This window comes from Campylobacter concisus (genome assembly GCF_002913765.1).
Classification (GTDB): Bacteria; Campylobacterota; Campylobacteria; order Campylobacterales; family Campylobacteraceae; genus Campylobacter_A; species Campylobacter_A concisus_BB.
The window spans coordinates 335,230-348,264 of the sequence record NZ_PPCH01000025.1 but is presented as its reverse complement, the minus strand read 5'-3'; the positions used below and the strand labels follow the sequence as shown (position 1 = coordinate 348,264).

10 protein-coding genes are annotated in these 13,035 nt (G+C 39.2%); 5 read left to right on the top strand and 5 right to left on the bottom strand.

Going from position 1 to position 13,035, the window contains the following annotated elements; all coding sequences use genetic code 11:
- Positions 1 to 25: 25 nt before the first annotated feature.
- Positions 26 to 313 carry a hypothetical protein gene (locus tag CYO89_RS08555; RefSeq protein WP_103597976.1) on the top strand — a complete coding sequence of 96 codons (288 nt, stop codon included), beginning with the start codon at positions 26 to 28 and terminating at the stop codon, positions 311 to 313.
- 773 nt (positions 314 to 1,086) lie between these two features.
- Here the strand turns inward: CYO89_RS08555 and CYO89_RS08550 are convergent.
- From CYO89_RS08550 to mnmG, 5 genes are all read right to left on the bottom strand, one after another.
- Positions 1,087 to 2,127: a c-type cytochrome gene (locus CYO89_RS08550; RefSeq protein WP_103597975.1), complete on the bottom strand. Its 1,041-nt coding sequence runs from the start codon at positions 2,125 to 2,127 to the stop codon at positions 1,087 to 1,089.
- A gap of 2 nt (positions 2,128 to 2,129) precedes the next feature.
- Positions 2,130 to 3,374, bottom strand: coding sequence for a cytochrome b (locus CYO89_RS08545; protein WP_103597974.1), 1,245 nt, complete (start codon positions 3,372 to 3,374; stop codon positions 2,130 to 2,132).
- Between the two features lie 10 nt (positions 3,375 to 3,384).
- Positions 3,385 to 3,888: a ubiquinol-cytochrome c reductase iron-sulfur subunit gene (gene petA / locus CYO89_RS08540; RefSeq protein WP_103597973.1), complete on the bottom strand. Its 504-nt coding sequence runs from the start codon at positions 3,886 to 3,888 to the stop codon at positions 3,385 to 3,387.
- Positions 3,889 to 4,215: 327 nt separating this feature from the next.
- Complete coding sequence (locus tag CYO89_RS08535) at positions 4,216 to 4,818, bottom strand: hypothetical protein (protein WP_141090735.1); 603 nt, start codon at positions 4,816 to 4,818, stop codon at positions 4,216 to 4,218.
- Between the two features lie 265 nt (positions 4,819 to 5,083).
- Entirely contained in the window at positions 5,084 to 6,943 is a 1,860-nt protein-coding gene (mnmG, locus tag CYO89_RS08530; RefSeq protein ID WP_103597971.1) for a tRNA uridine-5-carboxymethylaminomethyl(34) synthesis enzyme MnmG, read from the bottom strand.
- Positions 6,944 to 7,114: 171 nt separating this feature from the next.
- Between mnmG and CYO89_RS08525 the strand changes: the two genes are divergently transcribed.
- The 4 genes from CYO89_RS08525 (at position 7,115) to CYO89_RS08510 (ending at position 13,017) form a co-directional block, all read left to right on the top strand.
- Entirely contained in the window at positions 7,115 to 10,567 is a 3,453-nt protein-coding gene (locus tag CYO89_RS08525) for an acyl-[ACP]--phospholipid O-acyltransferase (protein ID WP_103597970.1), read from the top strand.
- A 146-nt stretch (positions 10,568 to 10,713) separates the two neighbouring features.
- Positions 10,714 to 11,493, top strand: a complete 780-nt coding sequence (locus CYO89_RS08520; RefSeq protein ID WP_103597969.1) for an amino acid ABC transporter substrate-binding protein — start codon at positions 10,714 to 10,716, stop codon at positions 11,491 to 11,493.
- Positions 11,494 to 11,502: 9 nt separating this feature from the next.
- On the top strand, positions 11,503 to 12,255 hold the full coding sequence (locus tag CYO89_RS08515) for an amino acid ABC transporter substrate-binding protein (protein ID WP_012001170.1): 753 nt from the start codon (positions 11,503 to 11,505) through the stop codon (positions 12,253 to 12,255).
- Positions 12,256 to 12,264: 9 nt separating this feature from the next.
- Positions 12,265 to 13,017, top strand: a complete 753-nt coding sequence (locus tag CYO89_RS08510; RefSeq protein ID WP_103597968.1) for an amino acid ABC transporter substrate-binding protein — start codon at positions 12,265 to 12,267, stop codon at positions 13,015 to 13,017.
- Positions 13,018 to 13,035: the final 18 nt, after the last annotated feature.

Here is a 13,035-nt window from a genome sequence, read left to right as displayed (position 1 = left end):
TTTTAAAATCCAAAAGGAAGTGCAGATGAAAATTTCTGAAAATTTATCAAATTTAAAAAACGCTATCAACAAGGCAGCGAAAAACGACCTTGATGCAAGCGCTACTGGAAGCTTTTTGCAAAATTTAGAAAAAGCGAACAAAGAGACAGAAAAGATCTATGAGAAGCTTGAAAAAGAGCTAAAGAGCGATGCGCAGATGTTTAAACAGTTTGACTTCATGCAGATGATGACAAAGCTTCAATACGGCAACCTAAAATCAAGCGAGCGTGAAGAGCTGATAAACAAAATGAGCAAGATCGCCAAAGAAATTTAGCCGTTTAGTGTGGCTTTACGGCGAGTTAAATTTAGCTGTTTTGCGTAAATTTATGTGGTTTTTGCTGAGTAAATTTGCTAGAAAATACAAATTTACTCGCTTAGTGGCTGTTAATATCCTCACATTTGCCACATCTTTTGCCAAATACCTGTTGCACACTAGGTATGCAAGACAGCATCGGTATATCACATGCGCAAAATTCAAGCAAATTTCTGAAATGCTTTTAACCTCTAAATTTAAGCTAGTTGATCAATAAAGGCAAATTTTAAAATTTCATGAGTAAGTAATTTCGGCTCTGATTTTAGTGGCAAGCTTTGCGAGACCTAAAATCTGTAGTCAATTCTTGCGAGTGAGTGAAAGTTTTAAAATTTGCAAAGACAGCTTTATTAAATTTGTCAGTTTTTTTATTAAGAAGGGAGACAAGGGGACCTGAATTACGAAGCCGTCCCCTTATCTCCCTTTAGATCCCTCAATCCCCTCGCACGTTAGAGGGGCATGCTTTAGTGCTACGCACTGCATGCGATTGTATATCGGTAAGCCTCAGTAAATTTTAAATTTCATGAGCGAGTAATTTCGGCTCTGATTTTATGGAAGTATCATACAAAAATCAGTAGTCAATTCTTGCGAGTGAGTGAAAGTTTTAAAATTTGCAATAGTGTCAAATAAATTTAAAAAAGCTTGATTAAATTTATAAAAGAATAAATTTAAAGAATACCTATTTATATATGTAAATTTATTAGAGAGAATTTAAGAGCCAAAAAGGCTCTTAAATTTTAGTGGAGTTCGCTCCAGACTTTGCGTTTCCAAAGCCAAGCAAAAATTCCTAAGATGAAGAAGTAGATCATGACATAAAGTCCTGTGCTCTCGCGCTCAGCTTTTTTGCTGTCGCCTACTTTTTCTATGTAAGATACTATGTCGTCTTCAGCAGCTTTGTTTAAGCCAACTCTAGGCATCGCAGTGCCTGGAAGCATCTTTTGAGTATCGTTTATAAATTTATGCAAGTAGTCAGCACCTTTTGAGCGGATCATCATAGATAGATCAGGTGGGTTTGAGCCCATATATGCTGCAAGGCTTACTTTGTTGCTGAAAGCATACTTTTTATCATACTTCATATCGTGGCATCTTTGACATGCATCAGCAAATACTTTCTCGTCAGTGATCTTGCTCTTTGCATCCGCGTCAGCTGATACCTTTTTAAGGTAAGCAACTATGTCAGCGATCTCAGCATTTATATCGCCGCCAGCACCCATAAATGCTGTCATCGGATAAGGATGCTCGTCATTAAATTTATGAGATAGTTTTACAGCCATAGTTGGATTTTTGATGAGTGCAGCTAAAAATCTCTCGTCATAAATTTTACCAGCTGTGCTAAGATCTGGTGGCACTACGCCAAAGCTTTGGCTAGCTGTCTCAGCGTCCATACTAGCTGGCATGCCGGCTGCTTCGATGCCGTGGCATCCTGTGCATCCAGCTGCGCCAAATGTCTCAGCGCCTTTTGCAGCGTCACCTTTTGCAAGGTCGATCGAGTTTATATCAGCCCAAAAAGCTGTGTAGTCATCAAGAATTTTTTGTGCTGTCTCAACGTCTTTTGTAGCCGCTTCTATACTAGCTTTATTACCACTAGCTTTTGCAGCCTCAAGCGCTTCTTTTTTCTGCTCTAAAAAGTGCTTTGCGTAGTCAGTATCTTCTTTTGAGAAGTTGTACTCAGCATTTGCAGTGTGCGGATGAAGCTTTGTGTGAGCGTAAGGCTCGATACCCCAGTATAAAATACCTGAAAGAATAACAACGATGGCAAAAATTTTAAGCTCTTTCATGATTAGCCCCTTTTTCTTTCAAGTATTGTGATAACTGGAAGTGCGATTATAAATAGCACTAAAAATAGCAGTGACGCGTAAAATCCTATCCAGTCGTTGATGCCGCCTGTTGGGAGCTTGCCATATATAGATAATACGATAAGGTCAGCAACTAGCACCCAAAACCATACGAAAAATAGTGGTCTTTTGTGTGCTGGTGCCACAAGGTCGCTTCTATCAAAAAGAGGTATAAGCATAAAGGCAACACCTGCGAATGCAAATGCGATAAGACCGATATTATAAGCTGAAATTCCAGCTATATCAAAGAAGAAGCCACGTAAAATTTCATATTGCCACAAGAAGTACCACTCTGGGTAGATGTGTGGTGGAGTTTTTAGCGGATTTGCTGGCTCAAAGTTGATAGGATCCATCGCAAAGTTGAAGTGATAGCAAACAAGATATATGACAAAGATCATGAAAAATGATACATACATAAAGTCTTTTGCCAAAAATCCTGGCCAAAATGGTATAACTTTAGCTTTTGCTCTGTCGCCGTGCAAATAAACCTCAGCCTCTACGTCAAAGTCGATATCTTCGCTTGTTAGGTTATTTACATGAGGAACCCTTAATGAGTAGAAGTGGATAACCAAAACAACGATAGTTACAAGTGGTAGCAAGCATACGTGAAGCATGAAAAATCTAGTAAGCGTTGAGTCGCCAACTGCGTAATCGCCCCTGATCCACTCAACCAAAGCATCACCGATAACTGGCACACCACCAAAAAGCTGAGTGATAACGGTAGCCGCCCAGTAGCTCATCTGACCCCATGGGAGCATATAGCCACTAAATGCCTCTGCTGAAAAGCAGATAAATAGCACCATACCGCTTACCCAAATGACCTCTCTGCCTCTTTTGTATGAGCCGTAGTAAAGTCCAGTAAGCAAGTGGATATACATGATAAGAAATATCGTAGAAGCTGAAACTGCGTGGATATGACGCCAAAGCCAGCCATACTCGACCTCTTGCATGATAGTGTAATTTACGCTATCAAAGGCTAAATGTATGTCTGGTTTGTAATACATCATAAGCAAATAGCCAGTGATGATCAAAAGTAAGAAAAGTGTCGTTAGGATAACGCCCATCGCCCAAAGGAAATTTATATTTTTTGGTATCCAGTATTCGCTAACTAAAACCTTCATAAGCTTTGTAAAAGCTAGGCGTTGGTCAAGCCAGTCAATAACGCCAGTTGATTTGTGAGATAAAGACATCGCTAACCTCCTAAGCTTTAGCTACTAATTTTTCATATTCTGGGCTTGTTTCGCCTAGAACTAGCTTGGTACCATCGATCTTAAATGGTGGGATATCAAGCGGTCTTGGTGGAGGTCCGTATGTTTGCACGCCATCAACGTTAAATTCGCCGCCATGACAGGCACAGACAAACATTTGCTTGCTCGCTTTATACTCAGGGATACATCCTAGGTGCGTGCAAAGTCCGATAAGAACTACATACCTCGCATCTCCAACGACAACATCTCTCTTGTCGTTTTTAGCCATATCTGGACTTTTTTTGAGGATGAAAATAGGCTTTTTACGCCACTCAACCTGTCTCATCTCGCCATCTTTGATCGGGCTTAGATCGACAGTTGTAAAACCAGCGGCTTTTACGCTAGGGAGCGGATCCCAGGTCTTTTTCATGGCAACTAGTGACATCACACCACCAACAGCTGCCACGGCACCAAACGCAAGGCCGATAAAGCTTCGTCTTTCTTGCTTTACTGACATTAATTTCCTTTCTATAAATAAAATTTAAACGATTATACTCTCAAAAAATTAAAAAACTATAATCTCACAATATAGTTTGTAAAAATAATATTTAATTAAGTATGATTGTAATTTTCCAAAAATACTCGTATGCTATAAAAAGCGTAAAGTTTTATGTTCTCACGAGAAGTCTCTTACTTTCTATAAGTTTTTACATATGTCATCTTATATTTCATTGTTTTATTGTAAATTAATATAAAACATTTTAAAAACATATTTTTGTATTTGCCATAGTCAAAACCAATTTTATTGATATCAATAAAAATCATATTAATAATAAATAAAAACTCATTTTTTATAGTTTTTAAAAGTATTTTTTATTATTGGGTTATTAAAAATAGCTATCCTCTTTAGAGTATTTGTATTTTTTCCATATTTTTCTTTCTCAATATTATTTAGTTGTATAAAATTTTTTATAATAATTTTTTGAAAAAGGTTTATGAGAATATTTTTTTTGAAAAATATTCTCATAAGAGAAAAAGAAACAATAAGACTTATTAGTGGGGTAGTTAACACGACAAAAATTAGAAAAAAAGTAGACAATATGCCAATAAAAGGTATCGGCAACAAAGTCATAATATTGTCTAATATAACAATATATACTTCCATTATATATGGGTACAGTATATATCCAAAGAAAAAAAATAATGAAAATTGCGCTAAATACCATGCAATATTATCTGTCATCAAAAGTCTGATTTCAATATCTAATAATTTTATTTCGATGTAATTATTGGCAAGACTTCTAAAAAAATTTGTATTTTTTCTAATCATATTAAGCTTATTTAGTTTTTTAAAAAAAATAAGGATAATAATAATGCCTGTACCTGTAATTGAGAAATATAACAAATACAACAAATCTACTACAAATAATATACTATTGACAGGCATAAAAATACTTTGAACATTCCTTAGTATATCTATGTTACTTATAATAGAGTAAGTTTTATAAAATAAACTATCTAAGAACATAATTATAGGATTATCTTCATGTAACTTTATAAATATATAAATTCTATTTGCTTCAAATGGGTTGTAAACGTATCTACAAAATAGTCCATACAATATATTACATAGAATAAAAGGGGAAAGTACAAACAATGGTATTTTTAAAAACCTGATTATATAGGCTAATATTAAATTATTCATTTTGTCATCATTTGCGTTCGCTCATCTTTATGTAGATATGCAAAATGTCAATCGCTGCTGGCGTGATACCCGAAATTTCGCTCGCCGCAAAGAGCGTTGGCGGGGCAAATTTCTCAAGCTTTTCGACCACTTCGTTGCTAAGTCCGCTTATGCTTCTAAAGTCGAAATTTTCAGGGATTTTCACATCCATCATATCTTTCATTTTTTCTATCTGATTTTTTTGCTCGCTGATGTAGTGCTGATATTTGCACTCGGTTAAAATTTGATCCATGCTCGCATCGTCTAAATTTACAAATCTCTCATCAAGCTTTCTTAGTTTCTCAGCCGTGAAGCTCTTTCTAGCGACTATCTTTTGTAGGCTCACATTTTGGCTGATCGGCTCTTCATCAAGGCTTGCTAAAAGTTCTAAATTTGCCTTGCTTGGCGTGATCTGAGTCTCGTTTAAAAACTCTAACCCCTCTTTTAAATTTCTTCTTATATTTTCTATCTCATTAAAAGTCTCATCATCAAGCAGCCCAAGCTCATGACCATACCCGCCAAGCCTTAAAATAGCATTTTCCTCACGCAAAAGCAAGCGATACTCCGCCCTACTCGTAAACATCCTATATGGCTCTTTTGTCCCTTTTGTGACAAGATCATCGATCAAAACGCCGATATACGCCTCATCACGGCGCAAGATGAGCGGCTCTTTGTTATCAAGTGAAAGCGCTGCATTTATACCAGCCATTAGCCCTTGAGCGCCGGCCTCCTCGTATCCAGTCGTGCCATTTATCTGCCCAGCCAAGTATAGCCCTTTTACCTTTTTGGTCTCAAGGCTGTGTTTTAGCTGCGTTGGCTCGACGTAGTCGTACTCTATGGCGTATCCATGCCTTACTATTTTGGCATTTTCAAAGCCCTTTACAGAGCGGAGCATCTGCACTTGCACCTCATAAGGCAGGCTCGTTGAAAAGCCGTTTATGTAGTATTCTGTCGCTTCAAGGGTCTGAGGCTCGATGAAAAGGTGGTGCCTATCGCGGTCGCCAAAGCGGTTTATCTTATCCTCAATACTTGGGCAATATCTTGGTCCGATACCCTCTATCTGACCTGTAAAAAGTGGTGCTTTATCGAAATTTGAGCGGATTATCTCATGCGTGGTTTCGTTTGTATAGGCGATGTAGCATGGTAGCTGCGTTGGGGAGAAATTTTTAGTTCTAAAGCTAAATGCAACTGGCTTTGCGTCACCATCTTGCTTTTCTAAAATTTCAAAATTTATCGTTTTTGCGTCGATCCTTGGGCATGTTCCAGTCTTTAGCCTGCCTAAATTTAGCCCAAGCTCTCTTAGGCTAGAGCTTAGATCCTTTGCGCTTAGCTCGCCAACACGGCCAGCTTCAAGTTTGTTAAATCCAACGTGGATTAGCCCGTTTAAAAATGTGCCAGTTGTAATTATCACTTTTTTTGCGTTATAGATGTTATTTAGGTGGGTTTTAACGCCAGTTACTTCGCCATTTTCGCTTAAAATTTCAGTGGCGATCTCTTGAGAAATTTCTAAATTTGGAGTGTTTAAAAGCAAATTTCTCATATAAACGCGGTATCTATCCATATCGATCTGAGCGCGGCTACCACGTACTGCTGGGCCTTTGCTCTCATTTAGCACGCGAAACTGGATACCAACAGCGTCAGTCGTAAGCCCCATCTGACCGCCAAGCGCGTCGATCTCTTTTACAAGATGTCCTTTTGCGAGGCCTCCGATGGCTGGGTTACAGCTTGCAGCGCCTATTTGCTCGGCTAAGATCGTGATCAGTAAAGTTTGTTTGCCCATTCTAGCAGCCGCAAGACTTGCCTCAATGCCAGCATGTCCGCCGCCAACGACGATGATTTCATAGTCCATGATAAATTTTTCCTTATTTTTGATAGGCGGATTTTATCAAAAAGCATATAAAATTTAAATTTTTTCAAAGAAATTTCACCACAAAATTTATGGCTAGAGTTTTTTATTAATGATATTTTAAATATTTTGCTGTTAGATTTACAAAATTTTAAATCCAAAAAGGCTTTATTCATGAGGAATTTACTAAAAGTCACTGGCTTTTTGCCCTACCTTGCGATCGCATTTTTAAACGCAAGTGTCGATCTAGCGCACAAAATAACAATTCAAAACGTCCTTTTAAAGACCTACTCAGGCGACACGCTTTTTATCCTGACAGCCGTTATAAATGCGATGATCTTGCTTCCATTTATATTTTTATTTTCGCCTTCAAGCTTTATAAATGACAAATTTGCAAAGACAAAGGTTATTAGAATATGCGCCGTCTTTGGCGTTGTTATCAGCGTTGCGGTGCTTATTAGCTACCTTTTGGGTGCCTTTGGCGTTGCATTTGCGCTCACTCTCATACTAGCTGCTCAAAGTGCGATCTACTCGCCAGCAAAATATGGCATCATCAAAGCACTTGTCGGCACTGAGCGACTTGGCACAGCAAACGGCATCATCCAAGCACTCACCATCGTAGCGATACTTGTTAGCTCATTTTTGTTTTCATTTATATTTGAAAATTTATACATCCAAGGCGAAAACTCAGAAGAAATTTTAAAAAGCGTCTATCCTATCGGCATCTTTTTAGTCGTATTTAGCGCACTTGAAGCATTTTTTGCCTACAAGCTACCTTATATCAGCGAAACGAACGAACAAAGCGGAGAATTTGAGCTTAAAAGATACATCAGCCTTAGCTACTTAAGAGAAAATTTAAAAGAGGTAAGATCAGATAAAAATATCTGGCTAAGCATCGCTGGTCTTAGCATATTTTGGGGAATTTCTCAGATCATCATCGCAGCTTTTCCAGCTCACTACAAGGCAGTTTTTAATGACGACAGCTCTCTAGCAGTGCAAGCCATCCTTGCAGTAAGCGCCATAGGCATAGCATTTGGCTCATACGTGGCTGGCTCTATGTCAAAGCTTCATATCGAGCTTGGCATCGTGCCGATGGGCGCTATTGGTATATTTTTCTCGCTATTATTTTTCGCATTTGGCTCAAGCATCGGCGTAGTGAGCCTTAGCTCATTTGCATTTGGCTTTTTTGGAGGCATATTTATAGTGCCGCTAAATGCGATGATCCAGTATTTCGCCCCACAAAAGAGCACCGGTAAGATAATGGCGGCAAACAACTTCTTACAAAACGTCTCAATGCTGCTATTTCTAGCCATTGGCATAGGCTTAGTATATTTTGAAATTTCAACCACTGGACTTTTTGTCTTTACAGCGCTTGTTTGCTTGCTCGGCAGTTTTTACGCCATTTTGCAGCTTCCACACCTTTTTACAAGGCTGCTTTTACTGCCATTTTTAAAGACAAAGTACCGCTTTTTCGTTGAGGGACTTCAAAATTTACCACAAAGTGGCGGCGCGCTACTTCTTGGCAATCACATCAGCTGGATCGACTGGCTCGTGCTGCAAGCTGCAAGCCCAAGGGGCATAAGATTTGTCATGTATAGAACGATCTATAACAAATGGTATCTAAAGCAAATTTTTAAATTTTTTAAAGTGATCCCAATAGGCGCAGGGGCTAGCAAAGAGTCGATCGAGCTAGTTAGAGAGTGCCTAAAAAATGGCGAAGTGGTCGCACTTTTCCCAGAGGGCCACATCAGCTACAACGGTCAGATAAATGAATTTCAAAAGGGCTTTGAGCTTATCATCAGAGATCTAGAAGAAATTTGCATCGTGCCATTTTATCTTCGTGGTCTTTGGGGTTCGAGCTTTTCAAGAGCTAGTAAATTTTACAAAGACCTCACTTCTAAAAATGGCAGACGCGACATCATCGTCGCCTTTGGCAAGCCAATAACTACATTTATAAACGCTGCAAAGATGAAGCAAAAGGTGCTTGAGCTTAGCTTTTCATCATGGGAGAGCTTTATCTCAAGGCAAAAACCACTAACAGAGGAATGGCTAAATAACGCAAAAGAAAATAAATTTAAAGAGTGCGTGAGCGACAGCACTGGGCTAAATTTAAGCAACTTGAAATTTATAACAGCCGTTTTAGTCTTTATCAAAATTTTCAAACGAGAGCTAAAAGATGAGAAAAATATAGGCATCTTGCTGCCTAGCTCAAGCATCGCAGCGATAGTAAATATGGCGCTTCTTGCCAGGGGCAAAGTGAGCGTAAATTTAAACTATACGCTTAATGTTACCTCGCTAAATCACGCCCTAAGAAAGGCAAATATAAACACGGTGATCACCTCAAGTAAATTTCTTGAAAAGCTCGCACTTAAGGGCTTTGATCTAAAAGATGCGATGAGCGGCAAGGCTAAATTTGCAGAAGATCTCTCAGCCAGCGTCTCAAAAAAAGAGAAATTTTTAGCACTTTTAACCGCGTTTTTTGCTCCAGTTTGGCTTATTAAGCTTTGCTATTTCAAGCGTGTAAGCTTAGAGGATACGGCTACCATTTTATTTAGTAGCGGCAGCGAAGGCGAGCCAAAAGGCATCGAGCTAAGCCACAAAAATTTACTTGCAAACATTAAGCAAATAAGCGAACTTCTAAATTTCAAAAAAGACGACGTGATCTTAAACTCGCTCCCAGTATTTCACTCATTTGGCCTAACAGTCACCACGCTCATGCCACTTTGCGAGGGCATAAAAATGGTAAGCGTGCCTGACCCAACAGACGGAGCTACTATCGGCAAAATGGCCGCAAGACACAGCGCTAGCATCATCTTTGGCACCTCAACGTTCTTTAGGCTCTACACCAGAAACAAAAAGCTTCATCCGCTGATGTTTCAAAGTGCCAGAATGGTCGTAGCTGGGGCTGAAAAGCTAAAACCTGAGATAAAAGACGAGTTTAGGCTCAAATTTGGCATAGAAATTTATGAAGGATATGGCGCGACCGAAACGGCGCCAGTAGCTGCTGTAAATATGCCAAATATCCTAGAAAAAGAGAGCCTAAAAGAGCTTACATTTAATAGACCTGGCAGCGTTGGCATGCCTCTGCCTGGCACTATCATCAAGATAATCGACCCAGAAACGCTTGAAGAGCTAGAAACTGGCACAGACGGGCTCATCGTCATCGGCGGCTCGCAGGTGATGAAGGGCTATCTAAATGACGAAGCTAAAACAAGCGAGGTCATCACGCACATTGATGGCGTAAGATACTATAAAACTGGCGATAAAGGCCACATCGATGAAAACGGCTTTGTGTTTATCGTCGATAGGTATTCAAGATTTGCCAAGATAGGCGGCGAGATGATAAGCCTTGGAAGTGTCGAAGAAGAGCTTGCAAAGGTGCTTGGGGGCGACGTCGTCTTTAGCAGCGCAAACGTGCCAGATAGCAAAAAAGGTGAAGCGATCGCACTTTTAGTAAAAAGTGGCACAGAGCCTGAGAATATCGAGCAAATTTTAAAAGAAAGCAGCCTAGCTCCTATAATGATGCCAAGTTATATATTTATCGTTGATGATATCCCAACGCTTGCAAGCGGCAAGGTTGATTTTAAGGGGGTAAAAGCTCTAGCGGTCTCACTTTTAGCGGAGTGAGGTGCCGCCCTTTTATTTTTGTGATAAAATAGCGCCAAAATATCACATAGGTCGCAGTTGCGACTGACATTTGCATAAATCTTAAATTTTTATCTTTTTTTGCAAATTCCGTTATTGATTTTATTTTTTCTATGAAGGAGTTTTGTATGAAATTTTCTAGTGCTTTTAAATTTGGTGCGCTCTGCGTAGTTGGCTGTTTGCTCTCTTTAAATTCTGCCTTGGCAAATTCTTACGAGCAGATCAAAAAAGATGGCGTTATAAGGATAGCAACGGAAGGCGTTTATTCGCCATTTTCATTTCACAATGAAAAAGATGAGCTAATGGGCTATGACGTGGAGATAGCAAGAGCCGTGGCTAAAAAACTAGGCGTAAAGCCAAAATTTATCGAAGCTTCATGGGATGCGATGCTTGCGGCATTTGACGCTGGCAAGGCGGACGTGGTGTTTAACCAAGTAAGCATAACAGACGAGAGAAAGAAAAAGTATGACTACAGCGTGCCATATATGGTCTCTTACTCGGCCATCGTCGTGCATAAAGATAATAGTGACATCAAAAGTTTTGCTGATCTAAAAGGCAAAAGAAGCGTGCATTCAGTAAATAGCATGTGGATACCGACAGTTGAAAAGTATGGCGCCAAGCTAGTTGTGGCTGATAGTTTGAGCGATCAGATAAATTTGATCATCACAAAAAGAGCTGATGATACGATAGATGATGCTGTGATGTTTTATGACTACATCAAACAACATCCAAACGCCCCTATAAAGATCATCGAAGCTGGCGATGAGCCGATGTATACGGCCGCGATTGTTAAAAAAGGTAACAAAGAGCTACTAAATAAGATAAATTATGCCCTAAATGAGCTTAGCAAAGAAGGAGTTTTAAGCGAAATTTCGCTTAAATACTTCGGCAAAGACATTTCTAAATAAGGAGAATCAATGAATTTTAAGCCCATTTTTGGCTTTATCGCAGGTGCTTTTTTAGCTTTAAATTTAAATGCTTCAACTATCAAAAAAGGTGAGCTTATAGTTGCAACTGAAGGCACTTACTCACCTTACTCATTTTATGACGAAAAGGGCGAGCTAGTAGGATATGACGTAGATATCGCAAAAGCTGTTGCAAAGAAGCTAAATTTAAAGATAGAGTTTCTAACAGCCCCATGGGATGCGATGCTTGCGGCATTTGACGCTGGCAAAGCAGACGTTGTTTTTAACCAAGTTAGCATAAACGAAGATAGAAAGAAAAAGTATGATATGAGCGTGCCTTACACCATGCCATATCCCGTAATAGTCGTGCATAAAGACAATAACGACATCAAAAGTTTTGCTGATCTAAAGGGTAAAAAAAGCGTGCACTCTGCAACTAGCAACTGGGCAGCGATAGCTGAGAAAAACGGCGCAACAGTGGTCGTGGCTGATGGCTTTAGTAAAGGTGTGGAGCTTATCATCTCAAAAAGAGCTGACGATACGATAAATGATAACGTCACATTTTTTGACTACATCAAACAACGCCCAAATGCACCGCTCAAGATCGCATACACTAGCAACGAGCCGATGCCAACAGCTGCACTTCTTAAAAAGGGCAACACCGAGCTACTAGAAGCGATAAACAAAGCGCTTAATGAGCTAAAAGCCGAGGGCAAAATAAGCGAAATTTCGATGAAATATTTTGGAAAAGATATTTCAAAATAAAGGATCAAAATGAAATTTACAAATTTATTAAAAGTAGTAGCAGTGCTTGCAATGGCTCTAAATTTGCAAGCAAAAACTATAAAAGATGGCGTGCTAACAGTAGCGACAGAAGGCACTTACGCGCCTTTTACATTTTATAATGACAAAAATGAGCTAGTGGGATACGACGTAGATATCGCAAGAGCAGTAGCAAAAAAGTTAAATTTAAAAGTTGAGTTTCTAACAGCTCCTTGGGACGCGATGCTAGCAGCATTTGACGCTGGCAAAGCAGATGTTGTGTTTAATCAAGTTAGCATAACTGATGAGAGAAAGAAAAAGTATGCTTTTTCAGTGCCTTATACTGTGACATTTGGCGCTATCATCACTAGAAAAGATAATAACGATATAAAAAGTTTTGCTGATCTAAAAGGTAAAAAAGATGCCGACTCAGCGACTAGCAACTGGGCAAAAGTCGCTGTAAAATACGGTGCTGAGCACATCGTAACAGACAGTTTTGCTAAAAGCATGGAGCTTCTTATATCAAGGCGTGTAGATGCTGTTGTAAGAGATAACATCGTATTTTACGACTTCATAAAAGAGCGTCCAAACGCACCTGTAAAGATAGCTGCCTCACTTGACGAGAAAGACTACACAGCAGCAGCTGTCAAAAAAGACAACGCCGAACTTGCAGAGCAAATTTCAAATGCACTAAACGAACTTTCAAAAGAAGGAAAACTAGAAGCCATCTCGAAAAGCTACTTTGGCAAAGACGTCTCAAAATAAATTTATAAACCAACAAGG

What these genes read in the sequence shown, in the direction of transcription:
- CYO89_RS08555 (WP_103597976.1), top strand. Translation starts at nt 26, where the DNA reads ATGAAAATTTCTGAAAATTTATCAAATTTAAAAAACGCTATCAACAAG.
- CYO89_RS08550 (WP_103597975.1), bottom strand. Translation starts at nt 2,127, where the DNA reads ATGAAAGAGCTTAAAATTTTTGCCATCGTTGTTATTCTTTCAGGTATT.
- CYO89_RS08545 (WP_103597974.1), bottom strand. Translation starts at nt 3,374, where the DNA reads ATGTCTTTATCTCACAAATCAACTGGCGTTATTGACTGGCTTGACCAA.
- petA (WP_103597973.1), bottom strand. Translation starts at nt 3,888, where the DNA reads ATGTCAGTAAAGCAAGAAAGACGAAGCTTTATCGGCCTTGCGTTTGGT.
- CYO89_RS08535 (WP_141090735.1), bottom strand. Translation starts at nt 4,818, where the DNA reads ATGCCTGTCAATAGTATATTATTTGTAGTAGATTTGTTGTATTTGTTA.
- mnmG (WP_103597971.1), bottom strand. Translation starts at nt 6,943, where the DNA reads ATGGACTATGAAATCATCGTCGTTGGCGGCGGACATGCTGGCATTGAG.
- CYO89_RS08525 (WP_103597970.1), top strand. Translation starts at nt 7,115, where the DNA reads ATGAGGAATTTACTAAAAGTCACTGGCTTTTTGCCCTACCTTGCGATC.
- CYO89_RS08520 (WP_103597969.1), top strand. Translation starts at nt 10,714, where the DNA reads ATGAAATTTTCTAGTGCTTTTAAATTTGGTGCGCTCTGCGTAGTTGGC.
- CYO89_RS08515 (WP_012001170.1), top strand. Translation starts at nt 11,503, where the DNA reads ATGAATTTTAAGCCCATTTTTGGCTTTATCGCAGGTGCTTTTTTAGCT.
- CYO89_RS08510 (WP_103597968.1), top strand. Translation starts at nt 12,265, where the DNA reads ATGAAATTTACAAATTTATTAAAAGTAGTAGCAGTGCTTGCAATGGCT.